25 protein-coding genes and 1 tRNA gene are annotated in these 26,507 nt (G+C 70.6%); 16 read left to right on the top strand and 10 right to left on the bottom strand.

The window, feature by feature from the left end; genetic code table 11:
• Window positions 1–122: 122 nt before the first annotated feature.
• The 3 genes from ACSYGN_RS22060 (at window position 123) to ACSYGN_RS22050 (ending at window position 3,353) form a co-directional block, all read left to right on the top strand.
• Window positions 123–1,067: an ROK family protein gene (locus tag ACSYGN_RS22060; RefSeq protein WP_460398202.1), complete on the top strand. Its 945-nt coding sequence runs from the start codon at window positions 123–125 to the stop codon at window positions 1,065–1,067.
• Window positions 1,067–2,224: an N-acetylglucosamine-6-phosphate deacetylase gene (nagA, locus tag ACSYGN_RS22055; protein WP_460398200.1), complete on the top strand. Its 1,158-nt coding sequence runs from the start codon at window positions 1,067–1,069 to the stop codon at window positions 2,222–2,224. The genes ACSYGN_RS22060 and nagA overlap by 1 nt, the downstream gene beginning before the upstream one ends.
• Window positions 2,225–2,405: 181 nt before the next feature.
• Complete coding sequence (locus ACSYGN_RS22050) at window positions 2,406–3,353, top strand: 1-phosphofructokinase family hexose kinase (protein ID WP_460398197.1); 948 nt, start codon at window positions 2,406–2,408, stop codon at window positions 3,351–3,353.
• An 8-nt stretch (window positions 3,354–3,361) separates the two neighbouring features.
• Here ACSYGN_RS22050 and ACSYGN_RS22045 read toward each other — a convergent pair whose 3' ends face one another.
• The gene (locus ACSYGN_RS22045) at window positions 3,362–4,288 is read right to left on the bottom strand and encodes a carbohydrate-binding protein (protein ID WP_460398195.1); all 927 of its coding nucleotides are present in this window, start codon (window positions 4,286–4,288) and stop codon (window positions 3,362–3,364) included.
• 118 nt (window positions 4,289–4,406) lie between these two features.
• Window positions 4,407–6,071: a diguanylate cyclase CdgB gene (cdgB, locus tag ACSYGN_RS22040; RefSeq protein WP_460398193.1), complete on the bottom strand. Its 1,665-nt coding sequence runs from the start codon at window positions 6,069–6,071 to the stop codon at window positions 4,407–4,409.
• Window positions 6,072–6,623: 552 nt separating this feature from the next.
• Between cdgB and ACSYGN_RS22035 the strand changes: the two genes are divergently transcribed.
• Complete coding sequence (locus tag ACSYGN_RS22035; protein WP_460403646.1) at window positions 6,624–7,115, top strand: flavin reductase family protein; 492 nt, start codon at window positions 6,624–6,626, stop codon at window positions 7,113–7,115.
• 78 nt (window positions 7,116–7,193) lie between these two features.
• Here ACSYGN_RS22035 and arfB read toward each other — a convergent pair whose 3' ends face one another.
• A complete protein-coding gene (arfB, locus tag ACSYGN_RS22030; protein ID WP_460398191.1) occupies window positions 7,194–7,631 on the bottom strand; it encodes an alternative ribosome rescue aminoacyl-tRNA hydrolase ArfB in 438 nt (145 codons plus the stop codon).
• Window positions 7,632–7,822: 191 nt separating this feature from the next.
• Between arfB and ACSYGN_RS22025 the strand changes: the two genes are divergently transcribed.
• Window positions 7,823–8,398 (top strand): TerD family protein, encoded by a 576-nt coding sequence (locus ACSYGN_RS22025; RefSeq protein ID WP_460398189.1) that lies wholly within the window; start codon window positions 7,823–7,825, stop codon window positions 8,396–8,398.
• 114 nt (window positions 8,399–8,512) lie between these two features.
• On the opposite strand, the gene ACSYGN_RS22020 is transcribed toward ACSYGN_RS22025, so the two are convergent.
• Window positions 8,513–10,057, bottom strand: coding sequence for a M1 family metallopeptidase (locus ACSYGN_RS22020; RefSeq protein ID WP_460398187.1), 1,545 nt, complete (start codon window positions 10,055–10,057; stop codon window positions 8,513–8,515).
• A gap of 53 nt (window positions 10,058–10,110) precedes the next feature.
• Between ACSYGN_RS22020 and ACSYGN_RS22015 the strand changes: the two genes are divergently transcribed.
• The gene (locus tag ACSYGN_RS22015) at window positions 10,111–10,611 is read left to right on the top strand and encodes a hypothetical protein (protein ID WP_460398185.1); all 501 of its coding nucleotides are present in this window, start codon (window positions 10,111–10,113) and stop codon (window positions 10,609–10,611) included.
• Window positions 10,612–10,769: 158 nt separating this feature from the next.
• On the opposite strand, the gene ACSYGN_RS22010 is transcribed toward ACSYGN_RS22015, so the two are convergent.
• Together ACSYGN_RS22010 and ACSYGN_RS22005 are read right to left on the bottom strand one after the other, a co-directional pair.
• Window positions 10,770–11,456, bottom strand: coding sequence for a pentapeptide repeat-containing protein (locus ACSYGN_RS22010; protein WP_460398183.1), 687 nt, complete (start codon window positions 11,454–11,456; stop codon window positions 10,770–10,772).
• A gap of 54 nt (window positions 11,457–11,510) precedes the next feature.
• Window positions 11,511–12,170: a rhomboid-like protein gene (locus ACSYGN_RS22005; RefSeq protein WP_460403644.1), complete on the bottom strand. Its 660-nt coding sequence runs from the start codon at window positions 12,168–12,170 to the stop codon at window positions 11,511–11,513.
• A gap of 86 nt (window positions 12,171–12,256) precedes the next feature.
• Here ACSYGN_RS22005 and ACSYGN_RS22000 point away from each other — a divergent pair, with 86 nt between their 5' ends.
• Window positions 12,257–12,745, top strand: coding sequence for a GNAT family N-acetyltransferase (locus tag ACSYGN_RS22000; RefSeq protein ID WP_460398181.1), 489 nt, complete (start codon window positions 12,257–12,259; stop codon window positions 12,743–12,745).
• Between the two features lie 109 nt (window positions 12,746–12,854).
• Window positions 12,855–13,046: a hypothetical protein gene (locus ACSYGN_RS21995; RefSeq protein ID WP_460398179.1), complete on the top strand. Its 192-nt coding sequence runs from the start codon at window positions 12,855–12,857 to the stop codon at window positions 13,044–13,046.
• A 78-nt stretch (window positions 13,047–13,124) separates the two neighbouring features.
• On the opposite strand, the gene ACSYGN_RS21990 is transcribed toward ACSYGN_RS21995, so the two are convergent.
• Window positions 13,125–13,988 carry a choice-of-anchor K domain-containing protein gene (locus ACSYGN_RS21990; RefSeq protein ID WP_460398177.1) on the bottom strand — a complete coding sequence of 288 codons (864 nt, stop codon included), beginning with the start codon at window positions 13,986–13,988 and terminating at the stop codon, window positions 13,125–13,127.
• Between the two features lie 20 nt (window positions 13,989–14,008).
• Window positions 14,009–14,623: a hypothetical protein gene (locus ACSYGN_RS21985; protein ID WP_460398175.1), complete on the bottom strand. Its 615-nt coding sequence runs from the start codon at window positions 14,621–14,623 to the stop codon at window positions 14,009–14,011.
• 500 nt (window positions 14,624–15,123) lie between these two features.
• Between ACSYGN_RS21985 and ACSYGN_RS21980 the strand changes: the two genes are divergently transcribed.
• From ACSYGN_RS21980 to ACSYGN_RS21960, 5 genes are all read left to right on the top strand, one after another.
• Window positions 15,124–16,710 carry an NHL domain-containing protein gene (locus ACSYGN_RS21980; protein ID WP_460398173.1) on the top strand — a complete coding sequence of 529 codons (1,587 nt, stop codon included), beginning with the start codon at window positions 15,124–15,126 and terminating at the stop codon, window positions 16,708–16,710.
• Window positions 16,711–16,949: 239 nt separating this feature from the next.
• Window positions 16,950–18,035 (top strand): hypothetical protein, encoded by a 1,086-nt coding sequence (locus ACSYGN_RS21975; RefSeq protein WP_460398171.1) that lies wholly within the window; start codon window positions 16,950–16,952, stop codon window positions 18,033–18,035.
• A complete protein-coding gene (locus tag ACSYGN_RS21970; RefSeq protein ID WP_460398169.1) occupies window positions 18,028–19,692 on the top strand; it encodes a polyprenyl synthetase family protein in 1,665 nt (554 codons plus the stop codon). Before ACSYGN_RS21975 ends, ACSYGN_RS21970 begins: the two co-directional genes overlap by 8 nt.
• Window positions 19,689–20,438 (top strand): hypothetical protein, encoded by a 750-nt coding sequence (locus ACSYGN_RS21965; protein ID WP_460398167.1) that lies wholly within the window; start codon window positions 19,689–19,691, stop codon window positions 20,436–20,438. The genes ACSYGN_RS21970 and ACSYGN_RS21965 overlap by 4 nt, the downstream gene beginning before the upstream one ends.
• Before the next feature lie 137 nt (window positions 20,439–20,575).
• The gene (locus ACSYGN_RS21960) at window positions 20,576–21,046 is read left to right on the top strand and encodes a hypothetical protein (protein ID WP_460398165.1); all 471 of its coding nucleotides are present in this window, start codon (window positions 20,576–20,578) and stop codon (window positions 21,044–21,046) included.
• A 178-nt stretch (window positions 21,047–21,224) separates the two neighbouring features.
• Here the strand turns inward: ACSYGN_RS21960 and ACSYGN_RS21955 are convergent.
• A tRNA-Thr gene (locus ACSYGN_RS21955) sits at window positions 21,225–21,299 on the bottom strand.
• Between the two features lie 204 nt (window positions 21,300–21,503).
• On the opposite strand from ACSYGN_RS21955, the gene ACSYGN_RS21950 reads away from it, so the two are divergent.
• The 3 genes from ACSYGN_RS21950 (at window position 21,504) to ACSYGN_RS21940 (ending at window position 24,185) form a co-directional block, all read left to right on the top strand.
• On the top strand, window positions 21,504–22,643 hold the full coding sequence (locus ACSYGN_RS21950) for an ABC transporter ATP-binding protein (protein ID WP_460398163.1): 1,140 nt from the start codon (window positions 21,504–21,506) through the stop codon (window positions 22,641–22,643).
• A 248-nt stretch (window positions 22,644–22,891) separates the two neighbouring features.
• Complete coding sequence (locus ACSYGN_RS21945; protein WP_460398161.1) at window positions 22,892–23,356, top strand: hypothetical protein; 465 nt, start codon at window positions 22,892–22,894, stop codon at window positions 23,354–23,356.
• 91 nt (window positions 23,357–23,447) lie between these two features.
• Complete coding sequence (locus tag ACSYGN_RS21940; RefSeq protein ID WP_460398159.1) at window positions 23,448–24,185, top strand: nucleotidyltransferase family protein; 738 nt, start codon at window positions 23,448–23,450, stop codon at window positions 24,183–24,185.
• 345 nt (window positions 24,186–24,530) lie between these two features.
• Here the strand turns inward: ACSYGN_RS21940 and ACSYGN_RS21935 are convergent, their stop codons facing one another.
• On the bottom strand, window positions 24,531–26,393 hold the full coding sequence (locus tag ACSYGN_RS21935) for a DoxX family protein (RefSeq protein WP_460398157.1): 1,863 nt from the start codon (window positions 26,391–26,393) through the stop codon (window positions 24,531–24,533).
• Window positions 26,394–26,507 lie beyond the last annotated feature (114 nt).

Below are 26,507 nucleotides of genomic sequence, written 5' to 3'. Positions count from 1 at the left end.
CTTGCGCCGAGCCACTACTCCCGACCTCGTCTCTGCCGTAGTGCTGATCAACATATGGACAGAATAGGTCTACACCATATGTGGACTAGACCTCTTACGCGTTCGGGTTCACACTGTCCCCCGTGAGACATGTCATCGCCCTCGACGTGGGCGGCACGGGGATGAAGGCTGCCCTGGTCGGCGCGGACGGCGCGCTGCTCCACCGGGCACGCCGCGCCACCGGCCGCGAGCGCGGACCCGGTGCCGTGGTCGAGGAGATCCTCGGCTTCGCCGCCGACCTGCGCGCCCACGGCGCCGAGCAGTACGGAGAACCCGCGGCCGCCGCGGGCATCGCCGTGCCCGGCATCGTCGACGAGGCGCGGGGTGTCGCCACCTACTCCGCCAACCTCGGCTGGCGCGACATACCCCTGCGTGACCTGCTCACCGACCGGCTCGGCGGCATCCCCGTCGCCCTCGGCCACGACGTGCGCACCGGCGGGCTCGCCGAGGGCCGCGTCGGCGCGGGCCGGGGCACCGACCGCTTCCTGTTCGTCGCCCTGGGCACCGGTATCGCCGGCGCCATCGGCATCGACGGCCGGGTCGAGGCGGGGGCGCACGGCTTCGCGGGTGAGATCGGACACATCGTCGTACGGCCGGGCGGCGAGCCCTGCCCGTGCGGGCAGCGCGGCTGTCTGGAGCGCTACGCCTCCGCCGCCGCCGTGAGCGCCGCGTGGGCCGCCGCCACGGGGGACGCGAACGCCGACGCCGCCGACTGCGCACGCGCCGTCGACGCAGGTGACCCGCGTGCCGCCCGGATCTGGGCGACGGCCGTGGATACGCTCGCCGACGGGCTCGTCACCGCGCTCACCCTGCTGGACCCGCGCACCCTGATCCTCGGTGGCGGGCTCGCCGAGGCGGGACACACCTTGATCACACCCCTGCGGGACGCCGTCCGGCGCCGCGTCACCTTCCAGCAGCCTCCGGACCTCGTCCCCGCTGCCCTGGGCGACACCGCGGGCTGCCTGGGCGCGGGACTCCTCGCCTGGGATCTCCTGACCATCACCGATCCAACGGAGGTAACCACCTGATGGCCACCACCACAGTTTTCGCCGGTGCCCGGGTGGTACTGCCCACCGGAACCGTGGACGGAGGGCGGGTGATCGTCGAGGGCACCCGCATCGCCGGGTGCGCGGAACCGGACGCCCCGGTCGTCGACGTGAGCGGTCACTGGCTCGTGCCCGGCTTCGTCGACATGCACAACCACGGCGGTGGCGGCGGCTCCTTCTCCGTGGGCACGATCGAAGAGATCCAGACGGCCATCCACACCCACCGCCTGCACGGCACGACCACCATCGTCACCTCCACCGTCACCGACGACCTGGACGTCCTCGCCCAGCGCGCCGGGCTGCTGGCCGAGCTGGCCGAACAGGGCGACATCGCCGGCATCCACTTCGAGGGCCCGTTCATCTCCCCGCACCGCAAGGGCGCCCACTCCGAGCCCCTGCTGCGCGACCCCGACCCGGCCGCGGTGCGCAAGCTCATCGACGCCGCGCACGGCCAGGCCCGCATGATGACCCTGGCGACCGAGCTGCCGGGCGGCATCGACTCCGTACGGCTGCTCGCCGAGCACGGCGTGATCGCCGCGATCGGGCACACCGACGCGACGTACGAGCAGACCCTCGCCGCGATCGACGCGGGCGCCACCGTCGCCACGCATCTGTTCAACGCCATGCCGCAGCTCGGCCACCGCCTCCCCGGCCCGGTCGCCGCGCTCCTGGAGGACGAGCGGGTCACCGTCGAGCTCATCAACGACGGCACCCATCTCCACCCCGCCTCCCTCCAGCTGGCGTTCCATCACGCGGGCCCGGAGCGCGTGGCGTTCATCACCGACGCCATGGACGCCGCCGGCTTCGGCGACGGCCGCTACCTGCTCGGCCCCCTGGAGGTCGAGGTGCTGGACGGTGTGGCCCGCCTGGTGGAGGGCGGCGCGATCGCCGGGTCCACCCTCACCCTGGACCGCGCGTTCAAGCGGGCGGTGACCATCGACAGGCTGCCCGTCGAGCACGCGGTGGCGGCCCTGTGCGCCAACCCCGCCCGACTGCTGGGCGTCGACGACCAGGTCGGCTCCCTGGACCCGGGCAAGTACGCCGACTTCGTCCTCCTCGACGCCGACTTCGACGTCAAGGGCGTCATGCGGCGCGGCGAGTGGGTGGTGGAGCCCGCCCTGGAGCCCCAACAGGGCTAATTTGTACGGCAGTACGACAACTAAATAACGCCGGCTGGGAGACAGCGGGCCGTCCGAAACGGGCCGACCAGGCCCTAGGCCGCCCGCTGTCTCTTTGGCATCATCTGGGGCCGGAACGAAGGCAACAAGGCAAGCGCAGGCACCAGGTACTACCGGTACTACCCGTGGGAGGTCGGCCCAGATGATCCTCACGGTCACCCTGAACACCGCTCTCGACATCACCCACCGTGTGCCGTCGCTGCGGCCCCACGCCGCCCACCGGGTCACCGATGTGGCCGAACGGCCGGGCGGCAAGGGCCTGGACGTGGCCCGTGTGCTGGCCGCCCTCGGTCATGAGGTCACCGTCACCGGCTTCACCGGCGGCGCCACCGGACGAGCCGTACAGGACCTCCTGACCGCCGTCCCCGGCATCGCCGACGCCCTGGTCCCGGTCGCCGGAGCGACCCGTCGCACCGTCACCGTCCTCGACGAGCGCACCGGGGGCACCACCCGTCTCGTCGAGCCGGGACCAGTCGTCACCGCGGCCGAATGGCGGGCGCTGCAAGAGGTGTTCGAGGACCTGCTGGCCGACACCCCGGTGTCCGTGGTCGCCCTGTGCGGCAGTCTGCCGCCGGGGCTTCCCGTGGGCGCGTACGCCGTCCTCGTGCGCACCGCGCACTCCGCGGGCATCCCCGTGCTGCTGGACACCGGCGGAGAACCTCTGCGCCGCGCGATCGCCGCCCGCCCGGACGTCGTCGCGCCCGGCACCGATCAGCTTGCCGAACTCACCGGCTCCCACGAGCCGTTCAGGGCCACCCAGGACGCCCGCAGACGCGGTGCGCGGGCCGTGGTGGCCTCCCTGGGCCCCGAGGGCCTGCTGGCGGTCACACCGGACGGCCAGTGGCGCGCCACGCCGCCCGCCCGGATCTCCGCCGACGTGGCCGGTGAGTTCACGGTCGCGGGACTTCTCTCCGGCATCGCCGGCGGCTCCCCCTGGCCGGAACGGCTGTCCCGCGCCGCCGCCCTGTCAGCGGCGGCCGACCGGGCCCGTACAGCCGAACGACCCACGACAGCCGCCGGGTTCGACCCCGACGTCTACGCCGATCTGCTCACCCAGGTGGCGGTCACCCGCGAGGCCCCTGCTGCCTAGAGCGGTGCCTAGCTCGTGACCTGACCCGGCTTCACCCACAACTGGTCCAGCAGCACATTGCACTTGTCGCCGGTCCCGCAGGACAGGGAGATGGTGTTGGAGCCCTTGGTGAGGGTCGGCCAGGCGTAGGTGGTGGTCCAGGCGTTCGCGAAGTTGCCGTCCTTGTTGTGCGAGTAGTTCTTCAAGCTCATCTTGGAGCCGAACACCGTGCCGTTGATCGTCAGCGTCATCGACTGGTCTTCCACGGCGCTGAAGTGCGCGAACACCGTGTACGTGCCCTCCGACGGGACGCCGTTGACCGTCCAGGTGACCGTGGCGCCGGTGGTGTTGACGGTGACGTAGGTACCGCCGTCGGCCTGCGCACCCTTGATGTCGGACGCCGTGGTGGCGCCGCCCTCCAGCTTGAGCGTCTTCGCGTCGACCGGTGTCGACAGGTCCTGGGACGTGGAGCCGCTGCTCGACGAGCTCGGCGACGCGCTCTGCGACTGCGACGGAGCCTTCGAACCCGCGTCGGAATTCGCCTTGTCGCCGTTGCCGTTCATCATCGCCACGCTGATGCCTATGACGACCGCCGCAACCACCGCGAGCGCGCCGATCAGCAGCCCCTTGGTGTTGGGACCGCGGCCCCGCCCGCCCCCGCCGGGGGGCGCCGAGCGCCGGGTCGGGGCGCCGCCCGGCAGCGTCTCGGGCGCCGCGTAGGACGCGTTGGGCTGCCCGTATCCGCCCTGCTGCTGCGGCGCCTGGCCGTACTGCGCGGTCGGCTGCTGCGGCTGGCCGTACTTCCGCTCGCCCACCGGCCGCACCCTGTTGACCGAGTTCGGATAGCCGTAACCACCGGACGGCGGCTGGGCTCCTCGGGCCTGACCGTCGGCGTAGAGATAGCCGAACGGGTCGTCGTCCTCGGGCGTGCTCGCGCCGTTGTTGCCGGGCGTCATCCCTTGGGTACTCCTCAACAGGTGCGGGCGGATGCGTTACATGTTTGAAGGGCGAGCCTACCCGCTCCCGTCGGCCCGTTCGGGTGCCCGTACCCCCCGGACCGCGCTGACCTGCGGATCATCCGGCACGGCGATGAGCTTTGGGACGAGATCGTTTCTCGACGTACATCCGCTCGTCGGCAGATTTCAAGACTTCGTCCGCCGTCATCCCGCAGTGCGCCCATCCGATGCCGAAACTGGCACCCACCCGGACCGCGCGGCCCTCGGCCCGGATCGGCTGGATGATCTCGTTGCGCAGCCGTACGGCGAGGTCCTGGGCGTCGGCCTTGCCGAGGCTGTCGGCCAGTATCACGAACTCGTCGCCGCCGAGCCGGGCGACGGTGTCGCCGTCCCGCACCCCCCGGGTCAGCCGCCGGGCGACCTCGATGAGGACCGCGTCGCCCGCGTTGTGCCCGAAGCGGTCGTTGATCGACTTGAAGCCGTCCAGGTCGCAGAAGAGCACCGCGAGCCCCTTGGCCCCGTCGTCGTACGCTTCGGCGCCCTCGCCCGGGGCGACGGTGTGCACATGGTGGTCGTAGGCCCCGCCGCCCTCCGCACCCGGCCGGAAGTCGAAACCGTGCCCGTGCGAGTCGAACGCCGGGTGACCGTAGGCCGCGTCCAGCGACTCCAGCTCGTCCGGGTACACCGACTGCGGGCGCTGGCACAGCCGCGACGACAGGCGCGAGCGCAGCTCCGCCGAGTTGGGCAGCCCGGTCAGCGAGTCGTGCGAGGCGCGGTGGGCCAGCTGGAGCTCGCGGCGCTTGCGCTCCTCTATGTCCTCGACGTGGGTGAGCAGGAAACGCGGGCCGTCCGCGGCGTCCGCCACGACCGAGTTGCGCAGCGACACCCAGACATAGGTGCCGTCCCGGCGGCCCAGCCGCAGCTCGGCCCGGCCGCCCTCCGCCGAGGTGCGCAGCAGGGTGCCGATGTCCTCGGGGTGGACCAGATCGGAGAAGGAGTAGCGGCGCATCGCGGACGCCGGGCGGCCCAGCAGCCGGCACAGGGCGTCGTTGGTGCGCAGGATACGGCCGTGCTGGTCGCCGCCCATCTCCGCGATCGCCATGCCCGACGGGGCGTACTCGAAGGCCTGCCGGAACGACTCCTCGCTCGCCCGCAGCGCCTGCTGCTCACGTTCGAGCCGCACCAGGGCGCGCTGCATATTGGCCCGCAGCCGGGCGTTGCTGATCGCTATGGCCGCCTGGAACGCGTACTGCTGCAACGCCTCACGGCCCCACGCACCCGGCCGCCGCCCGTTGCGCGGCCGGTCCACGGAGATCACACCGAGGAGTTCGCCGTGCGCGCCGCCCGCGCCCGGCGAGTACATGGGGGCGAACAGCCGGTCGGAGGGATGCCACTCGTCCTCGAAGCGGGGCGCGGGCCCGTCCGTGTACCACTGCGGAACGTCGTCGTCGTCGAGGACCCAGCCCTCGGTGTGGGATATGAACCGCAGGTCGCCCCACGACTCCCCCATCATCAGCCGCCGCTCCCACGACTCCCGGGAGCCGACCCGGCCGGTGATCAGCGCCTCCGCGGCGGGGTTCCCTGCGAACGCGGCCACCACAAGATCGCCGTCCGGCTGGACGAGGTTCACACAGGCCAGTTCGTAGCCCAGGCCGCCGACCACGCCGTTCGCGACCGCCTGCAGCGTGTCCGCCAGGCTGCGGGCCTTGTTCATGTCCGCCATGACCTGGTGCAGTTGCCGCAGGGACGCAAGACGGACATACGGCTCCGACTCGGTCTCCATGCTCGCCCTCCCCCCGAGACATCGCAGCGAATCAAGGGTCGTCTTCGGCGCTTCAAGGGTTGTCTTCGGCGCTTCTCATTGAATCGTTCCCTTGTACTTTCACCGCCACTGAATCACAGCGCGCTCCCCACTCGGTACACAGGGTCAACAATTCACCGCTCTTGTGACTCAAGTCACAACATAACGTGAGCAATTGACAAGCGTTTCTGTGCTTCCCCTGTACACCGCGCCGGCGCCCGTCGAATGCGGTCCTCGTGGGCCGCACGGTCCTCGTGGTCGCGGGTGCGGCGGATGGTGGCGGGTGGTGGCGCTGTGGCTCGTGGCCATGATGCACGACCGCTCTTCCGCGGCCCCGTGCGGTCCCGTGCGGTCCCGTGCCGTGGTCCTAGGTCGGCGCGGTCTCCCACATCGGGCCGCGGCCCGATGTGACGCCCACCAGCCGGAGACTAGCGTCTCCGCGTGCGCAACGCCTCCCCCGCCTCCCCTGCCGCCCCCGTCCACAGCCCTGCCGGGCATGCTGAGGGGGTGAGCGACGACGAGTTCCGGGCCGCCATGACCCGGCTGGCCTCCGGCGTGGTCCTGCTGACCGCGCAGGAACCGCCCCTCGACCCCGACGACCCCACGGCACCGCACGGCGAGGACGTCGGCATGACGGCCACCGCGTTCATGTCCGTGTCGCTGGACCCGCCGCTGGTCCTCGTCGGGCTGCGCGAGGGCTCCCGTATGGACGACCTGCTCGCCGAACAGCCTTTGTGGGCCGTCTCCGTCCTGGCCGAGAGCCAGCGGCACGTCGCGGGCCGCTTCGCCATGAAGGGCCGCATCAGCGACCGGCTGCTCTTCGCCGACATCCCCTGGACCCGGGGCGGTGTCAGCGGGGCGCCCCTGGTCGGCGGGGCGCTGGCGACCCTGGAGTGCCGCACCGAGCAGCACGTCACCGCCGGGGACCACACCCTGGTCGTCGGGCGGGTGCTGACGGCACGGGTGCCGAGCGCCCAGGGGGGTCCGCTGATGTACTTCAAGGGGCGGTACCGGCAGCTGGGGTGAGCGGGGACGGTGCACGGCACCGGCCAGGTGGGACGGCGGCTGCCGGGTGGGACGACGTCTGCCGGATCGAGGTCGGTGCTACGTCCAGTCGCGGCCCGAACGCCCCCGTTTGGTCTCCCCGCGCTGCTTTTTCTCCCGCAGCCGCCGCTCGTTGATGCCACGCGGGATCCGGGTCGGCCGACGCGGCTTCGGCGGGGGCGCGGTGGCCTCCGCGAGCAGGGCGGCGAGCCGTACGGCGGCGGCCTCGCGGTTGCGCCACTGGGAGCGGTGCTCGGAGGAGCGGACGGTCAGGACGCCGTCGGTGAGACGGGAGGCCAGGCGCTCCAGGGCACGGCGCTTCCACACCTCGGGCAGCGCCTCGGTGCGCGCCAGATCGAAGCGCAGCTCCACCTGGGTGTCGGTGGTGTTGACATGCTGCCCGCCCGGCCCGGACGACCGCGAGAAACGCCATATGAGCTCGGCCTCGGGCAGTGAGACGGAGCCTCGGACGACATAGGGACCGGACATGCCGACCATGTTCGCGTCACCGACCTGCCGACGTCATCCGAATTTGACGCGGAACGAATTCCGGAGAAGGTAAAAAAGGTAAAGCATCCGGAACCACGGCGACACCTGTCGACGTTCCTACCGATGACGGTAGCTTCGTCCGCAGAGCGAAGCCTGTACGCGCGTCTGTACGTGCACAACGAGGGAAGGGACTCCCAACAATGGCTGTAAGCCTGTCCAAGGGCGGCAACGTCTCGCTCACCAAGGAAGCTCCGGGCCTGACCGCCGTCACCGTGGGCCTCGGCTGGGACGTCCGCACCACCACCGGCACGGACTTCGACCTCGACGCCTCCGCCATCGCGGTCAACACCCAGGGCAAGGTCTACTCGGACGGCCACTTCGTCTTCTTCAACAACAAGCAGACCCCGGACAACACCATCGTCCACACCGGTGACAACCGCACGGGTGAGGGCGCGGGCGACGACGAGGCCATCAACGTCAACCTGGCCGGCCTCCCGGCCGACATCGACAAGATCGTCTTCCCGGTCTCCATCTACGACGCAGAGAACCGCGGCCAGAACTTCGGCCAGGTCCGCAACGCCTACATCCGCATCGTGAACCAGGCCGGCGGCTCCGAGATCGCCCGCTACGACCTGTCGGAGGACGCCGCCACCGAGACCGCCATGGTCTTCGGCGAGCTCTACCGCAACGGCGCGGAGTGGAAGTTCCGCGCGGTCGGCCAGGGCTACGCCTCGGGCCTGGTGGGCATCGCCCAGGACTTCGGCGTCAACGTCTGACAGCCGGGCATCCGAACCCCGGCGGCCGGTGACGGTCGCCGGGGCCCGGGCCGCCCCGCGTCGCCCCGCATCGCCAGGCGTCGCCTCGCTCGCCGACCGGCCCTCCGCCGGGACTCAGGGACGGTCCGGCTTGCCGTCGCCGTACAGCCAGTCCCGCCAGATCCCGGAGAAGTCCTTGTCCGGCGCCCGCTTCTCCACATACGCGGTGAAGTCCGCCGTGTCCGCGTTGCCGTGGCGGTGCGCCGCCGCCCAGCCGCGCAGCAGGCCGAAGAAGGCGTCGTCACCGACCTTCTGCCGGATCTTGTGCAGCACCATCGCGCCCCGCAGATACACCGGGCTGTCGGACAGATGCGCCGCGCTCGACGGCTTCGCGGGCGGGAAGGCCCACGCCGCCTCCTCCGTCTCCTCCGCCTTCGTATCGTCGAAGTAGTCGCCGTCGTAGAGCGCGTCGAAGGTCTCCTGCGCCGAGTCACCGCCGTGGTCCTCGTCCCACAGCCATTCCGCGTAGGTCGCGAACCCCTCGTTCAGCCACATGTCCCGCCAGCTCTTCGGGGTGACCGAGTCCCCGTACCACTGATGGGCCAGCTCATGGACCAGGGTCGTGGTGTCGGGGGCTTCGGGGAAGACGGGGCGGTTCTGGGTCTCCAGGGCGTACCCGAGGTCGTCGTAGTGGTCGACGATCGCCCCGGTGGAGGCGAAGGGATACGGCCCGAACGCCTCCTCCTCCCACCCGACGATCTCCGGGATCTTCGCCAGCACGGCACGGCTCTTCGCCGCCTGCGTGGGGTCCACGGCAACATAGACCGGCAATTCGTCGTCCGTGGTCTTGTCGCCCGTGGTCTCGTCGTCCGTGGTCTCGTCGTCCGTGGTCAAGCGGGTCAGCTCGAAACGGCCGACGGCGAGCGTGGCGAGATAGCTCGCCATCGGTTCGGCGGTATGCCAGGCGAACGTCGTACGGCCGTGAGCGGTGTTCTCGCTCCGCAGCTCCCCGTTGGAGACCGCCTTCAGCCCCTCGGGCACGGTGACGGAGATGTCGTACGACGCCTTGTCCGACAGGTGGTGGTTGCCGGGGAACCACGCCATGGAGCCGGTCGGCTCGCCCAGGGCCAGGGCGCCGTCGTCGGTGCGCAGCCAGCCTTCCTCGGTGCCGTCCGGGTCGGTGACGGGTTCGGGGATGCCGGAGTAGCGGACGGTCACACGGAAGGTCTCGCCGGCGTCGAGTTCCTTGCGCGGGCGGACGGTCAGCTCCTGGCCCGCACGGTTCCAGCGGGCCCTCCTGCCCTCCACGGTGACCTTCTCGACCGTCAGCCCCTTGAGGTCGAGATCGAACGCCGACAGATCCTGCGTGGCCCGCGCCGTGATCACCGCCGTACCGGTGAGACGGTGGCTGCCGGGGTCGTAGGCGAGCGTCAGGCCGTAGTGCCCCACGTCGTAGCCGCCGTTGCCCATCTTCGGGAAGTACGGATCCCGCACGCCGGGACCACCCGGGGTGCCGCGCACGCCGCCGTCGCACGCGGTGAGTGTCAGTGCCGGGAGGGCGAGGACGCCGAGGAGCAGCGCGGTGGCGCGGCGGGGGCCCCCAGGACGCCGGGGCCGCGGAGCTGTGGCGGGTGTGGGGCGCGGGGGCGTGGGCGGGTCGGTGAGAGCGGATCGGGACATGTCACGAATCCTAGGCGGGCCCGTCCCCTGGCCGGCGTGACACCATCACCTACGTGCTCGACATCGGCTACGCCCTCTCCAACCGCTTCCCGGACCCCCCGCAGACCGACTACCGCACCGTGGACGTCCACGCCCTGCGGTACGACCTCTTCTGCGGCGACGTCTATCTCGCCGACACCAAGGCGGACCGGGAACTGTCCACAGCCTGGGGATGGGTGCCGGTGCTCGACTTCGCCTGGGCGCTGTGCGACATCGCCGAGCGCCTCGACCGCGACCCGGCGGGCTCCCGCGCCGCCCGCCCCCAGCGCGCGGAACTCGACTTCACCGAGTCCACCGACCGCCTCCGCTTCGAGCGCCGCTTCGGCTGGGTGGACATCGAGGCCGACTGGATGCCGGCCGAGGAGGCTCCGCTCAGCTTCTCCCATGCCGCACTGCGTCGTGAGGCACGGGACTTTCTCCAGGACCTGATCGCGGATCTGTGCGATCTGCATGACGAGTTGTCGGAGAACCCGGCGATCTGGATGCTGCAGGCGCGGTTTCCCCGGGTGCCGTGAGCCGCGGCCGGTGCGTCTTCTGGGGGCTGCCGCCCTCAGACCCCCAGGCCCCCGCTTCGGCCCTGAACGGGCCTCGTCCTCAATCTCCCCCAAGCTCTTCGAGCAGGGAGGGACCCCCAGACAGGCTGAGATTTCCCGGCCCAGCCGATCAGGCCCTGTCAGTCCACCACTCGGATCCCCAGCGCCCCCGCCAGCACCGGTGCCAGATCCAGCAGTTGCCCCGTGCTGATGACTGCTCCCGAGAGCCGTTCCACCCCTCTCGCGACCTCCAATGACACCACTCCCCTCAAGTCCACGTCCTTCATCGTCACCGCCGTGAAGTCCGCGCCCTTCAGCTGACAGTCCACGAACTCCACCCGCTCCAGACGAGCGCCCCCGAAGTCCGGCTCGACGAGCACACACCCTTGGAAGACCACGTCTCTCAGCCGTGCGTCCCGCAGATTCAGATAGTCGATCTTGCCGCCCCGGACCAGCACCCGTTCCAGCGCGGCCCCGTGCAACTGCACACCCCCGAGCCGGGCGTCGAGCAGCTCCACATCCCGCAGGGTCGCCTCGGCGAGGTCTGTGCCCACCCCCCGCGGCGCCGCCAGCACCGAGTCCAGCACCCGCGCATGCTGCAGCTCGGCCTCGTCCAGCGCGCACCCCGTCAGCCGGCAGTCCATGAACCGGGTGCCCCGCCCGTCCTGCCCGGCGAAGTCCTCCTCCCTGAACTCCAGCCCGTCGTAGTCCCCGTCCGGCTCCAGTCCCCCTCCCCCGAACACCTCCAGAGCAGGCAACCGCACCTCAGGCCGCCGCGCCCCCTTCACCGCGCCGCCCCCGCCACCACCGACCGCTCTCCTCGCCATGCCCCCATCCTGCACCCCACCACTGACAATCCCCCCGACCTGCGAAAAGCACCGTCAAGAGCCCCGGGACTCAGCCACTGCCTCCTTCGGATTTCGCACCCTTCCGCGCCCTCTGACCAGCGGATAGCACGCGAGCCCGATGAGCAGAGAGCTGAAATGCCCTATGTCGGTGAACGTGGGCCCCTCGAAAAGCGGAACGCTGTAGAACACCCCCACGACTGCCAGATACCCGTACCGCCAGGGCCGGGGAACCCGGTAGAACAGCACCCCGATGACGCCCACCAACGCATAACTCACCCCGACATCAAGGGTGTTGACTGCGGAACGAGGCGCGATCCCGTCATGTATGGCCTTCAGCAGCGCGCCTTCCCCGACCAGTGTCGCCAGCACATGGGCGGTCGCGCACACCACCAGCCAACGCAGCGTCCCGAGCCACCGTTCGGCCTGAGCGTGGAAAACGGTGTAGAGCGCGGCATACGGCAGCCAGTACCCGCCGTCGATCCACATGGCACTGGTGATCAACACCCGCAGCGGAGCCTGAGACAACTCCCGGATATTCGTCGACCGCTGCCGAAGGAATTCCCGCTCGAACTCGGGCGACATGTAATGAAGAGCAACGGTGGTGACAAACAGAATCGCCAGCCAGACATAAGTCCCAGGAGCACTGCGCACATAGGCCGCGACACGGCCCAGAACCCCCCTGACCCGACCCATGAGGCGATTCACCCGCCCAGTATCACCGACCGGACCCCCCGCTGCCCGCCCGCACACCACCACCCCCACCCGACTACCCTCCCCCCGTGATCCGCACCGCAACCCCTGCAGACATCCCCACCGTCCACGCCCTGATCCGCGAACTGGCCGCCTACGAGAAAGCCCCGCACGAGGCCAGAGCCACCCCGGAGCAACTCCATACAGCCCTCTTCGGCCCCCGCCCCGCTGCCTACGCCCACCTCGCCACCGACGACACGACAGGCGAACCGGTCGGCTTCGCTCTCTGGTTCCTCACCTTCTCCACATGGCGCGGCACCCAGGGCATCTATCTGGAAGACCTCTACGTCCGCCCCACGGCCCGAGGCGCAGGCCACGGCAAGGCCCTCCTCACCGAACTGGCCCGCATCTGCGTCAGCCACGGCTACCAGCGCCTGGAATGGTCGGTCCTCGACTGGAACCGCCCCGCCATCACCTTCTACGAGTCCCTGGGCGCCCGCCCCCAGTCCGAATGGACGGTCTACCGCCTGACAGACGAAGCCCTGACAGTCCTGGGCAGCCGGGACCGGAACCCGTAGCCCGGCAGGGGGAGTTGACGGCCTCCGTATCCTGGAGGGGAAACGCATCAATGCCCGCCCCGGGCTGTGAGCCGGGCGGGCCGAGCGGGGGAAGAAAGGTGCGTGCCCGATGACGGTCGGGCTCCTCTCCACGATCGCCTCCACGATCGCCGCCGTGTTCTACGGCGGCACGGTCTCGGTCCTCGCCCTCACGGCGACCTTCGCCCGAAGCAGCGCCCTGCGCCGTGAAGCACGCAGCACTCTCGCCGTGCTGGCACCGGGCAGGACGGCGAAGCCGCACCAGGCGGACCCAGGCGGCTGAGCGGTCACGACGTAGATCCCAGGCGCCGGATCCAGGCGCCGGATCCGTTCCGGCGCCTGGCGTTCCGCCGCACGGGTGCTACGGCGCGGCGGTCTTGTTGAAGCCCTTGTCGAGGTAGGGGTACTGGTCGACGACGAAGCCGTTGTGGACCAGGCGGCCGATGCCGCCCTCGTCACGCCAGACCTGGTCGGAGGAGCCGAAGGAGAATCCTCCGAAGTTCTGGTGGACCTCGTCGGTGTAGACCCGGTAGCGCTGGCCGGGCTGGATGACGGTCCCCGGCGGGAAGGTGTAGGCGCGCCCGGTGGGCTTGGACTCCACCATCCAGCCGGTCAGGTCCTGGGGCGCGCCGCCCTTGTTGAAGATCTCGATGTATTCGTCGGGCTGGCCCGTGCCGCTGCCCAGGTAGCGCAGGTCGGAAATGATCACGTCCGGCTCGTCGAGGGTGAACATGCAGACGATCTCGGCGAAGTTCACTCCGCCCTCGGGGCTGCGGAACTGCCGGACGATCTGGCCGCCCCGCTTGAATCCGCTCAGGACCGCCTTGTACTGCTTCCCGCCGATCGTGACGGGCTGAGGGTGGATGAACTCCTGCAGGTCGACCAGATCATCGTCCACAGGGCTGCTGCCGGTGCTGTTGGGTGTCTCGAAGTGATGGAAGGCGAAGTTCAGATCGGTCGTGCTGCCGTCCTCGAACATGACGTTGACGGCGAGCGCGACGTTGAACGTGCTCGGGCTGACGTTGGTGGGGAGATTGCGGTGCACGAAGGTACCGACGACGAACTCGGTGCCGTCGAGCTCGACGTCCGCGGCCGCACCGCGGAACTGGTACCCGCTCTGGGAGCCGCTGCTGCCCCATCTGACGTCGGCGGTGCCCAGCCCGTCGACCGGGGAGATGGCTGGGGTGGTGCTCGGGAAGACTCCGGAGGTGACGACGGTGGTCATGGTGTCTGGCTCCTGCTCTCTCAGTCCTCGTCCGTGATGACCTCGGCCGTGAGCTTGGCCGGGGGCGCGGTGCCGATCTGGGCGACGCCGTCCTTGTAACGGCCGGACTTGGCACCGTCGACGGCTTCGAGGCCGCAGGTGTAGGCGATGCAGTCCTTGTCCTCGCCGTTCGTGTTCAGGTGCACGTGGTAGGTGAAGGTCAGCGTGCGCCCGTCGTCGCTCACCTTGGCCTGGACGGGCGGCAGGTTGCCGCCGGTGGTCTGGTCGATGCGCTTGTACTGGCTGCCCACCATGCCGTTCCAGCGGAATCCGGTGGGGGCGGTGAAGACGTGGTCCCGTTCACCGGCGTCGACGGTCTCGCTCCAGTTCGGCGTACGGACGCAGATGTTGATGGTGGTGCCGAGACCACCGGGAGCGTCCTCGACCCCGCCTTCCTGCCACACCACCAGGTCCAGCTTCTGGGCACGGCCCTGCTCGTAGCCCCAGTCGTAACCGTTCGCGTAGTAGTCCTTCTCCCCGCGCATGCCGTCGCGCGGCGGGCCGGCGTGCGGGCGTCCGGCGATCGCGTCGGCCCGGCCCTGCGCTTCTCCCCGTTCGTAGGCTTCCTTCTTCGTGGACTGCGCTTCAGTGGCCATTTCGGAGTCCTCCTGGGCATTGATCGAAACGTGGGTGTGAGTGGGAAGGGGCGCCCGGACACGGACCACCGGTGCCCGCTGGACGGGCAGGGCAGGGCAGGGCGCGGCATCCCGCGTGCTTCATGAGGCACGGGACGCCATGAGAGCGGTCGCCGAGGCGAACCCAGGACGCCGTCGGCGGCTTCGGCCGAGGCGTTGCGGCAGGCGAACGGCACCGGGCCGTCATCCGTGTCCATGGTTAGCCGTTCCGCGCGGGTGATATGCAGCCGTTCGGCCGTTTGGAATACGAGATCGATTCCGCGTCACTTGTTCGAGTGGAACCGAGGCATTCAGGGGCGCATAAATCCCGATCGGTGCGCTGTTCCCACGGTCCGCGGCCCGGCCGGTATGCAGGAGGGGCAGCGACGGCTCGGAAGGGAGACCGACATGCGGATGACGAAGCCGTGGAAGGTGAGAGACGCCGCCAAGGCGCCACTGCGGCGGCGCCGGGTGGTGACGGCGTGACGGCGAAAGCTGAGGCCCGGACGCGCGAGCCTGTCTCCCCGGACCGACACGACCCGCCGCTCACCGTGGCGGGAGACGGCACCGCCGGATTCTCCGGGGACGGGCATCCAGCCACGGAAGGACAGTTGGCCTTTCCCGCAGCCGTGGCCGTGGGCGGCGGGGCGGTCTTCATCGCCGACCATGCCAACCACCGGGTCCGCCGGATCGACGGCTCCGGCGTGCTGACCACGGTCGCCGGGGACGGACTGCGGGGCTTCGCCGGGGACGGTGCGGAGGCGGTGCAGGCCCGCCTGGGCTTCCCGTCCGCCCTCGCGGTCGACGCGGACGGGAGTGTGTTCATCGCCGACGAGATGAATCACCGGATCCGCCGGATCGACTCCTCCGGCGTCATCGACACCGTTGCGGGAGACGGCTCCCGCGGTGGCGACGGCGACGGCGGGCCCGCCGACCGCGCCGGCCTGGACGCCCCGTGCGCCCTGGCCGTGGACGGCTCCGGATCGTTGTACATCGGCGAAGCGGGCACTCCCCGGGTACGCAGGGTCGGCGGGGACGGTGTCATCAGCACGGTCGTCAACGCGGTCGTCACGGCGTCCGGACGGACCGGACACCCCGATGCGACCGCCGTCGGCGAGGCGTTCCTGCCGGCAGGGTTGGCGACCGATCCGTCGGGCCGGCTGTACATCGCCGACCCGGTGGGGCGGCGGGTGCTGCTGCTGGGCACCGACGGGACCCTTCGGGTGCTGGCGGGGCCGCCGGGCGGAAACACCGACGCCACGGCGGCCGACTGGAGTGCCCCGTGCGCCGTGGCCGTCGACGCCCAGGGGGCCGTCTACGTCGCCGATCTGAACGGACACCGTGTATGGCGGTTGGCCGACGGGGCGGCTCGCGTCATCGCGGGACCGGACCCGGCGGCCGGAGCGGTGGCCGGTGCCACGGCCGAGGCAGCTGAGGAGGCAGAGGCAACCGACGGCGTCTCGCTGGCCTATCCGTGCGGTCTGGCCGTGGACCCGGCCGGGCGCCTGCTCGTGGCGGACAACTTCCACCACCGGATCGTGGCCCTGCCCCTCACAGCCGTACCCTCCGACCCCACTGAGCCCACTGAGCCCACTGAGCCCACCGAGCCCGAGGACAAGGACCGGACTCCCGCTGTGGTGACGGCCGCACGGTTGTTCGTACGCCAGGAAGGCGGGCTGGAAATCCCGCGTGGCGGCAGCGAGTTGATCCACGTAAGGGTCTCATCCACCGACGCCTGGGCACCCGGGCGCGTGGAGCACCGCTTCACCGCTCCGACGGGGTTCTCTTTCGACGGCCTGGCGACCTGCGCGTACTACCGCATCGACGGCTCCGTGGTCGCTGCTCCGCAGCCGACGGCGGCGGTGCGGGAGGGCGGCACGTCGCTGTCCGTGACGGACGACCCCCATCTGAACACTCCCGGCAATCCGGCGGCGGCCCTGGTGTACACCCTCGGCGTCAAGGCCGGGTCGGACGCCGAGCCGGGCCGGTACACCGACGGACGAGCCGTGATCGCGGGCCAGCCAGAAGTGCGCCTGAGAGCCAGCGTCCTCGGGGACGACGAGGACTGACGAAGACTGACGAAGACTGACGAAGACTGACGAAGACCAGCGAGGACTGACGAGGACTGACGAGGACTGACGCGAAGACCGGCGCGAGACACTGAGCCGTCTGTAACGGAGTGCCGCTACAGACGGCTCACCCCGATTTCAAGCCTTCTCCACGGCGGTGAACATTTCTGCGACCTTAGGTCACCCGACTGGACGTTACCGTGCGTGACAGTCTCATAACTGCGTGTTAGCTTCAAGTCGTGTCCACGCCCACCCTCCCGAGACTCGGGCCCCCGGGACCCTTCCCGCACGCCCCGCTCACCCATCCGCTGGACCGCAAATGGCTGCACTACGCCTTCCTCTCCCGGTGCGGCCGACAGGCCCTGATCGCCAACCTGTCCGTTCTGGGCTCCTCAGCCGGAGCGGTGTTCGCGGATCCGGGCGCTCCGGCCACCGGGCGACTCAGCGGTACCGGCACGGCGGCCGAGGGGCAGCACATGGCGATCCTTCTCGTCTACGAGGAGGGGCGCGGCTGGAGTTCGACGCAGTTCAACGCCGAGCAGCCCGAACTGCCCTGGTCGGCGTTCCGGCTACCGCATCCGCACGGGGAGTCCGGCGTGTTCCGGGTGGCGGCCCGGTCGGCGGCACCGGCGGTCGACGTGCGGCTGACCCGCACCAGCAGGCCGTGCACCTCGCAGTGCGCGCCCTTCGGCGAGGACGAGCACCTGCGCTGGCAGTCGGAGCCCGGAGTCCTGGGCACCGGCACGCTGCGGCACTCCGACGGAACGGTCACGGAGACGGACCTGCTGGGCTATCACGAGCGGGTACGCGGCCGTTGGTCCTGGCCCACCCTGGGCGGCTGGGTGTTCGGATTCGTCAACGACCCCTCCGGCGGGGCAGGTGACGCACCCCCCTCGGCGGTGGTCTTCACCTTGATCCAGCCCGCGTATCCGGCGGACGCGGCCAATGGATCGGTGATGTTGTGGCGCAACGGGCGCATGGTGCGTCACTTCCCGCGCCGCAACCTGCGGGTCGCGGTCAGCGGCAGCCTGGACCGCGACCGGGTGGTGATGGTGCCGCCGCTCGCGGGCGTGCTGGGCACACCGCCGATGGCCGAGGTGCCCGGCCGGTTGCTGATCACGGCCCGGCTCGGCGACGACCGTCTCGTCCTCGACTTCCGTTCGCACACGTCGGGACGGATCGCCAACCCGTCCGAGACGAGCCTGCACCCGTTCAGCGTGCACGAGACCCTCGGCCCGTGCACGGTCGAGGGCCGGGTCGGCGGACGCGCCATCAGCTTCTCCACCGCGGGCATCGTGGAGTTCGCCGGCGGCGCCCATGACTGAGACCTTGCCGGAGACCGCGACCGAGTTCACGGGTGCCCGGCTGCTGGACGAGACCGTCGCCGCCCTGTCCGACCGGGCGCCGGCCATCCTCGCCGCCGCCGCCGACCAGTTGGGGGGCAGCCGACTCGGCCTGCACTTCAACGACGGCAGCCACGCCACGCTCACCGCCCTGCACAGTCGTATCGTCGTGACCCAGGAGCGCTGCCCGGACCCGGACGTAGAAGTCGTCTTCGACAACCGGGCCATGAACCTGCTGTTCGACCTCCAGCGCCCGCCCGTCGACCAGGTTCTGCCCGAAAGCCTCGACGTCCGCGGCTCCCGGGACGAGACCCTCACCGTGTGGCGTGCTTTCACTCTGCTGTCCCAGCGCGCGGCCGGTCTGCGCAGCATGCAGGAACTCTGGGGCGCCTACCGCGAACAGGCCCCCCAGTTGTGGGGCAGTGCGGCACCCAACGCCCGGAAACCGGCCGCCGAGTCGGTCGACTGGACGGCGCTGGACTTCCTCGCCCAGCGCACTCCCGAGGACGCTCCCGAGCCGCCCTCGCTGATCGGCGACACCACGGTCAGGCCCGCGCGCCTGCTGTGGGACGGCCGGGTCAGCACCAGCTGGTCGCTGGAGGACTCCGTCCGTGACGCGGACCTGATGGAGACCATGCGCCGGTGCCGGGCCCGCACCAACGAGGAGATCGAAGGGCTGCTGCCGGACCGGGAACCGCGCGCCGAGTTGTACGACCTCATGCGCTCCTACCCCGCCCGGCAGGGCAAGGGCCTGCGGCCCACCCTGACCATCGCGGCCTGCGCCGCCTTCGGCGGACGCCCCGACGACGCCGTACGCGCCGCCGCCGCGCTGGAGCTGTTCCACAACGGCTTCCTCGTCCACGACGACATCGCCGACGAGTCCACCCATCGGCGCGGCATGCCCACTATGCACGAGGAACACGGGCTGGGCCTGGCCGTCAACGTCGGTGACGGACTGAACCTGCTCGCCGTCGACGCCGTCCTGTCCAATCTCGAAACCCTCGGCCTGGTCCGCGCCCTCGGCCTCATCCACGAGACGATGCACATGTGCCGGGAGTCCATCGAGGGCCAGGCCATGGAGCTGGGCTGGATCCGCCACGACGTCGTCCCCGAGGCCGACGACGCGTACTTCACGATGAGCACCAAGAAGACCGGCTGGTACACCTGCATCAGCCCCTGCCGCATCGGCGCCGTCTGCGCCGGCGTCACCGACCCTGCCGTACTGGGCCGATTCGACGAAGCGTTCCGCCTGATCGGCATCGCCTTCCAGATCCAGGACGACATCCTCAACCTGGTCGGCGAGGAAGCCCTCTACGGCAAGGAGCCCCTCGGGGACCTGCTCGAAGGCAAACGCACCGTGATGCTGATCCACCTCTTTCGCACCGCCCACGCCCATGAGCGGCCACGCCTCTTCGACGTGCTGCGGCAGCGCCGCACCGACAAGACCCAGCAGCACGCCGAGGAACTCCTCGCCGCCATGCGGCGGCACGGCTCCATCGAGTACGCCACCGACCTCGCCGACCGGCTCGCCGCCGAGGGCATCGCCCGTTTCGAGGAAGACCTGCGGATCATCCCCGAGAACGAAGGCAAAGCCGTCCTGCGGCAGATCGCCCACTACGTCACCTCAAGGCCACTGTGACCACCACCGCGCCCACGCCCCCGCCGGCCGAGCCCACCGACACCGGCCCGCTGACCTCCACCGACCACCGGGCCTTCGCCTTCCTCGGCCAGGTCAACAGCTGTCTGCGCCAGTGCCTGTGCACCCTGGCCCGGCACGGCGTGGCCCTGCGCCTGCACGAACCCGAACGCGCCCGCGTCCTGCTCGACACGGTCCGGCCCTGGCCCTTCTACAAGGGCGGCCAGTTCCTCTTCGACCTCATGGAGTGGGAGGACCTCATGCTCGACGGCGAGCCCCCGCCCCTCATGCCACCCGAGCGGATCATCTCCACCTTCACGCTCCCCGTGCACTGGATCGCCGCCGCCACCGCACAGGCCCCCGGCGCGGCGAAGCTGATCCCCGGACAACGCATCGCCACCGCCCTCGACCTCCCCCTCCGCCTGCTGGTCGCCACCGCCCGCACCGCCTTCCAGGGCGCCGCACAGGACCTCACGGACCTGCTCTCCCCCCAGACCCCCCACACCGGCCCCGACGACACCGCACCGGAACCCACCCCGGAAGCCGAACCCGAAACAAGTGCCGCCGACGAGCACGCGGATGTCGAACCGCCGCCCCTGCAAGCGGGTTTCTACCTCTACGAGGACATCACCCTCGGGGCCCTGGTCGTCCTGGGCCCGCTCCTCGCCGATCACGCACCCGCAGTCGACGAGGCACCCGCAGCCGACCAGGCACCCGCAGCCGACCCACCCACCCCCGGCAGCGACTGACCACCCGCTGCTGCCGGCCCCCGAACTCAGGGCACGCGCCACCGAAGCGGACGAACGGACGGACGGCCGAGCCTGCCACAAGCCCGCCACCGGCGGATCCGCACACGCGGACAGCACTCAGGCACAGAAGGGAAACCATGGCCACGCAGACCCAGGCCCCCGTCAAGGAGGGGTCCGAGAACAAGCTGTACATCCTCCAGCAAGGCATCGTCGAGGACGCGCCGGGCGGAGTACCGGCCCACCTCAGCTTCGGCATCCTCAGCACCGTCCCCGACCCGGTGAACCCCGGCGACATCACCTTCACCCTCAAGGCACCCACGGGCTTCGCCTTCACCGGCTGGCTCTCCTGGGCCTACCACGACGTCAACACCCTCCAGGCCATGGGCAATCTCCAGACCACCCAGGGCACCGTGAGTGACTCAGGCCGCAAGCTGACCTTCACCCACAACCCGTACCTGCCGAACAACCAGCAGGCCCTCGGCTACGCGGCCCAGGTCACCGCCATGGACGGCGCGACGCCCGGCCGCTACACGGACGGAGAACTCCGCGTGGGCGCCGCCAACCCCATCAAGCTCAAGGGCCGAGTCCTCGACCCCAACGAGGACTGATCGCCAGCACGCCAGCCCAACGGTGGCTCCGGCACCAATCCCGGAGCCACCCGGCCTCTGCCTGTCTGTCGTTCAGTGGTGGCTGTTCTCCTCAATGTCCGCGATGGCTAGGACGGTGCGCCTGCAATGTGCGAAAACCCCGACCGGAGAAATCTCCGATCGGGGTTTTCGCACGTAGAGCCCCCTGTCGGATTCGAACCGACGACCTACGCATTACAAGTGCGTTGCTCTGGCCGGACTGAGCTAAGGAGGCGTGTTCGGGTGTGCTCGTGCAGTGTACCCGGGCCTGTGGTGAAGACCGCAGAAGATTTTCGTCGAGATCACATGCCCCGCTGCTGACAGATCCGGGGAACGGCAGGTAGCGTCCTGGTGCAGTTCGCTCACGTGGACTACACCATCCACCTTCCTACTCGGATCGTCCGGCACGTTCCTGCCGGTAGAAGGGGGCCCATTCACCATGGCCACTGTTTCGTTCGACAAGGCGACCCGGATCTACCCGGGCACCGAGAAGCCCGCCGTCGACGCGCTCGACATCCACATCGAAGACGGGGAGTTCCTCGTTCTGGTCGGCCCGTCCGGTTGCGGCAAGTCCACCTCGCTGCGGATGCTCGCGGGGCTCGAGGACGTCAACGCCGGCATCATCCGGATCGGTGACCGTGATGTCACCCACCTGCCGCCGAAGGACCGGGACATCGCCATGGTGTTCCAGAACTACGCGCTCTACCCGCACATGACGGTCGCCGACAACATGGGCTTCGCGCTCAAGATCGCCGGTGTGCCGAAGGCGGACATCCGCAAGAAGGTCGAAGAGGCCGCGAAGATCCTCGACCTCACCGAGTACCTGGACCGCAAGCCGAAGGCGCTCTCCGGTGGTCAGCGGCAGCGTGTCGCGATGGGCCGCGCCATCGTGCGTGAGCCGCAGGTGTTCCTCATGGACGAGCCGCTGTCCAACCTGGACGCCAAGCTCCGTGTGTCGACGCGTACGCAGATCGCGTCGCTCCAGCGCCGTCTCGGCATCACCACCGTCTACGTCACCCACGACCAGGTCGAGGCCCTGACGATGGGCGACCGGGTCGCCGTGCTGAAGGACGGCCTGCTCCAGCAGGTCGACAGCCCGCGCAACATGTACGACCGTCCGGAGAACCTCTTCGTCGCCGGCTTCATCGGCTCCCCCGCCATGAACCTGGTCGAGGTCCCGATCACCGACGGCGGTGTGAAGTTCGGCAACAGTGTCATCCCGGTCAACCGTGACGCGCTGAAGGCCGCCGCCGACCGGGGCGACACCACGGTCACGGTCGGCGTGCGTCCCGAGCACTTCGACGTGGTCTCGCCGAACGGCGGCGGCGCCGCGGCATCCCTGTCCAAGGAGACCGAGGACGCGCCCGCGGGTCTCGCGGTCACCGTGAACGTGGTCGAGGAGCTCGGCGCCGACGGCTACGTCTACGGCAGCGCCGAGGTCGGCGGCGAGCTCAAGGACCTCGTGGTCCGTGTCGGCGGCCGTTCCGTGCCGGAGAAGGGCGCCCACGTGCATGTCGTGCCCCGCCCGGGCGAGACCCACGTGTTCTCGACCTCCACCGGTGAGCGTCTCACCGACTGAGAGAAGCAGCAACAAACAGCGGTAACAAACCAGGGCAATTAGGCTCTGTTGACGGAGAGGGTCTCGCGACGGTCCGCGAGGCCCTCTTCTTCGTTCACCTGTGCCCCTCGCGGCCCCTCCGATACCCCGGCACACCAGGCGTTTCGAGCAGCGTGCGTCAATGCCGTGAAACCTGGTCGGCGCCACCCCGTCCCTCGATGTGATGACGAAATGTCGCCATATGGTTACCGGGCGCTACTCTCACTCGCGTGAAGCACTCCAGCATCCATCAGACGCGAAGCGGCCGGGGCCCCGCCCGGCGTATCGGCCGCTCTCTCGCCCTCGTCCTGCCCGTCGTCCTGGTGCTCTCCGGGACCCTCGCGGTCACCCGAGTCAACTGGTCGGGGAGCCCCTCGGCCTCGGTGCTCACCGCGTCGGAGGCGTCGGACACCCTGACGTCCGGTGTCTCCTCGCGGGCCCGGGCCCTCGCCCCGCAGGACGTGCTGCGCGACCGGCTGCTCACCGAGCTGCGCGAGCAGGACCCCGGCGTCGCGCTGACCCACCTCCAGCAGGCGGTGAACGGCCGGCCGTCGCTGGCCCGGCACTGCGGTTCCATCGCCCGCTCGCTCGGCGAGGCGGCGGTCCGTATCTACGGCGCCTCCCGTGCGCAGTCGTACGCCCGCCCCGTCTGCGACACCTCCTTCGCCTCCGGTGTGATGACCGCGCACACCTGATCCCCGGTCCGGCGTGGGAAGTCGGTAACGGCTCTCCCAGAAACGCCCGCTGCGGCGAGTGGCCCCAGGGGCGGGACGTACAGTTCGGGGCATGACCCACCCGAACGCGGCGTCGCGCCCCACCCAAGCCGTGGTCCTGGCCGGTGGCCAGGGCTCCCGGCTCCGCCCCTATACCGACGACCGCCCCAAGCCGATGGTCGAGATCCCGGGCACGGGAACCCCGATCATCGGCCATCAGCTCGTCTGGCTCGCCGAGGAGGGCGTCACCGACGTCGTGGTCTCCTGCGGTCACCTCGCCGAGGTGCTGGAAGACTGGCTGGCAGCGGCCGATCTGCCCGTCAAGGTCACCACCGTCGTGGAGACGGAGCCCCTGGGCCGCGGCGGCGGCCTGAAGTACGCCGCAGCACATCTCCCGCAGCCCGACCGGCCCTGGTACGCCACCAACGGCGACATCTGGACGCGCTTCTCACTGCGCGACATGGCCGACTTCCACACCGAGCGCGACGCCGTGGCGACCCTCGCGCTGGCCCGGCCCCGTATCCCCTGGGGTGCCGTCAAGACGGACGGCTTCGGCCGGATCACGGACTTCATCGAGGCCCCGCCGTCGACCTTCGAGATCAACGCGGGTGTCTACGTCTTCTCCCCCGAGTTCGCCGCCATGCTGCCCGAGCGCGGTGACCACGAGCGCACCACGTTCCCCCGGCTGGCCCGGGAGCGGCTGCTGGCCGGCTTCCCGATCCCGCAGGGCGCGTACTGGCGTGCCATCGACACCGCCAAGGATCTGACCGAGGCGGCGAAGGAGCTCGGCGCACTCGGCGGCGGCCGCTGATCGGCCCACGAGTGGGCTGCTGAGCGGCCCGTTACGGCGATGGGGTCCCCCAAGTGTCTTGGGGGACCCCATCGCCGTAACGGTGGCCCTGGCAGCCGCTGGCGGCTCTCTCGGCTCGGCCTGAGCGCTCCGCGGGAAGTGCCGCGATGCGCCGTCTTCGTCTGCGGCACCGTCGTGGCTGGTCGCTCCCCCAAGCTCTCAACTTCGTTCGAGCAGGGAGGTACCCCCATCGCGGCGGAGCCGCATGTCGGCACAGCCCCGCGCCCCTTCAGGGCGCTGCAGAACCGCAGCCCGCGCCACTTCGGGGCGCGCTGCCGAACCGCAGCTGACTTCGCCCCGGCCTGCCTAGCCCAGCAGACCCCCCACCAGCCCCGTACGCCCGGAGGACGAACCCGAGCCGCCCGTGCCGCCGGAGGCTCCCGTGCCGCCGGGGGCGCTGCCTCCGCCGCCCGGGCCGGGGCCGCCGTTCGTCGAGCCGCCGGTCGGGCCCGCGCTGGTGCTGGGCGCCTGCTGGTGGGGCGCGGAGTGCTGCGGCGGGGCCTGGCCCTCGGTGCCCTGGGTCTGGCTGGGGGTGCCCGCGGTGGCCGCGCCGGAGGATTCGGTGGCACCGGGGCTGGTCGCCGCGCCGGAGGGCCTTCCGGTGCCGGTGCTGCCCTGGGTGGGCGCGCCGGTGGCGGCCGGGGTCCCGTCGTGCCCCTCGGCGGGCTCGTCGGGCAGGGGCGCGCCGGGGAGTTCGTTGCGGGGGGCCTCACCCGGGCCGGGGACCACGACACGGCTGGAGTCGCGTACGGCGCCGCCGAGCAGGGAGCCGACGAGCAGGGTGAGGCCGACGGTGACGGCGGTGACGAGGGCGCCGCGGCGCAGCACGTAGGCGCGCAGTTCCCAGATGTCGGTGCGCGGGCCGAGCCTGCGCCAGGCGCTGCCCGCGAGGCGGCCGTCGACGGAGTAGACGGGGGCGCCCGCGATGATCAGCGGGCTCCAGGCGGCGAGCAGGATGATGTCGGGGGCGTCGTAAGCAGGGACGGTCTTCCAACTGACGGTGAGGATGAGCGCGGCCGACAGCAGCGCCCCGACGGCGGCGGCGACCCGCTGCCAGCACCCGAGGATGGTGAGCACGCCCACGATCACCTGGAGGAAGGCGATGACGAGGCCGGAGCCCACGGGGTGGTGGAGGGCGAACTGGCGCAGTGGCTCGGCGCCTTCGCCGGGGTGGAGGGTGTTGAGCCACTTGACCATGGAGCCGCGTCGGCCGCCGTCGAAGAAGACGGGGTCGCAGAGCTTGCCCATGCCCGCGTAGATGGAGATGAAGCCGAGGAAGATGCGGAGCGGGAGCAGGACGACGCCGAGGTTCATCCGGCGGCCGGGGTAGTAGGCGTGCCGGGAGGGGTCGTCGCCGGTGCGGCGTGCGGCGCGGTGCCGGGTGGCCGGTTCGTCGTAACCGTCGCCGTAGCCGTCGTCGTAACCGTCGTCGTCGTAGGCGTCGTCGGTGTCGTACGCCTCGTCCGGGTCGCCCGGGTCTCCGTAGCCGGTGCCGCCGCTGTCGGGGCCGTCGGCGAACAGGTAGTCGTACGCCGGGTCGTCGAAGGCGTTGCCCGCCGTGCGCATGTGCGGGACGAGGCGGGTGCCATCGGCCTCGGTAGGACCGCGCTGGGGGCCTACGACGGGGATGCCGGCCGTCTCGGCGAGGCCGCCGCCCTGTCCGCCGCCGTCGCCGCCGTAGGGGCGGTAACCGCCGTCCGTATAAGGCCCGTTGGCGTCGATGCGGGGAATGACGCGGGTGGCTCCGGAGTCCATGGCGGGGTCCCTGGCAGGGTCCGCGGCCGGGCGCTTGGCCGTGTCCTCGGCGTGACGGACGCTGCCGCCCCGCACGGCCTGGAGGAGCCGGTGCGCGCCGGTGTCGTCGGGGGCCGAGCGGCCGCTCCAGACGACGGGGCGGCGGCGGGCGCGCGCGGGGGCGGCGACCGCTCTGCCCGCGGCGCCCGTGACGGGGACGCGGGCGGTGTCGTCCGCGGCGCTGAGGTGGCGGGCGATCCGCTGGGACTGGGCGCGCCGCGCGGACGCGCCCAACTGCACGCGGAAACTCGCGTGGTTGACGATGATCTGCGCCGGATCGCTCGGCACCTTCACCATGCTCAGCGCGGGCGCGTCGTCGTATCCCGACGAGCGGTCCCCCGTGGGTGTGCGGGGTGTTCTGGTGTCCACACTCATCTAACCGAGTGACGCCGAGTTAGGACACTGTCTTGACCGCCCTGATCTGTCCGGACCGCGTCAAGCTTGTCCTGCTCGCCGGTTTTGACCCGGTCGGGTGAGGCGCCGGACGTC

This window comes from Streptomyces sp. YIM S03343 (assembly GCF_054729195.1).
The sequence above is the reverse complement of the archived record's forward strand: the minus strand, read 5'-3'. Positions and strand labels throughout refer to the sequence as shown.